A 462-nucleotide genomic window follows, 5' to 3' on the forward strand; every position below is an offset into this window, starting at 1 on the left:
GTTCCAGCGAGCGGTTGCCGAGGTTGAAGAAGAGTTCAGGGCCGGCAGTCAGGGCCGCCGCATCGTCGGCAAACACAATGCGGTGTTTGCCTGCTTCAAATTCGTGGAAGTAGAACAAGCCCTCTTCGGCTGCGAGGCGGTTGAGGAAATCGAGGTCGGTCTCGCGATACTGAAGGCAGTATTCGCGCTGGGCGTGCTCGTTCTTGAGCGCAAAGGCGTAGTCGGTGATGCCGTGCTCTTGCAGCAAGATACTGAGGATTTCATCGGGCTTCTGCGCCTGGAAGATACGGGAGTTCTGGCGCAGCCCCAGCCGCCACAGGGCAGGTTTAACCTCAAGGCTATAGCGGGTACGGCGAAAGCCGCTGTCCCCTTGGGCAAACTCGCTCACTACACCGCATACCCTACGCTGCAGCTCGCCGTTGTACCACACCATCAGCTCGCAGGGCTGGTCCAGCACGGCGC

1 protein-coding gene is annotated in these 462 nt (G+C 60.2%); it reads right to left on the bottom strand.

The genetic code is table 11. The features are described 5' to 3' along the window. Positions 1 to 462, bottom strand: a 462-nt coding sequence (gene vgrG, locus AACR93_RS04625; protein ID WP_043852306.1) for a type VI secretion system tip protein VgrG, incomplete at both ends; no start/stop codon positions are given.

The organism is Aeromonas sp. L_1B5_3 (genome assembly GCF_963866575.1).
Classification (GTDB): Bacteria; Pseudomonadota; Gammaproteobacteria; order Enterobacterales; family Aeromonadaceae; genus Aeromonas; species Aeromonas jandaei.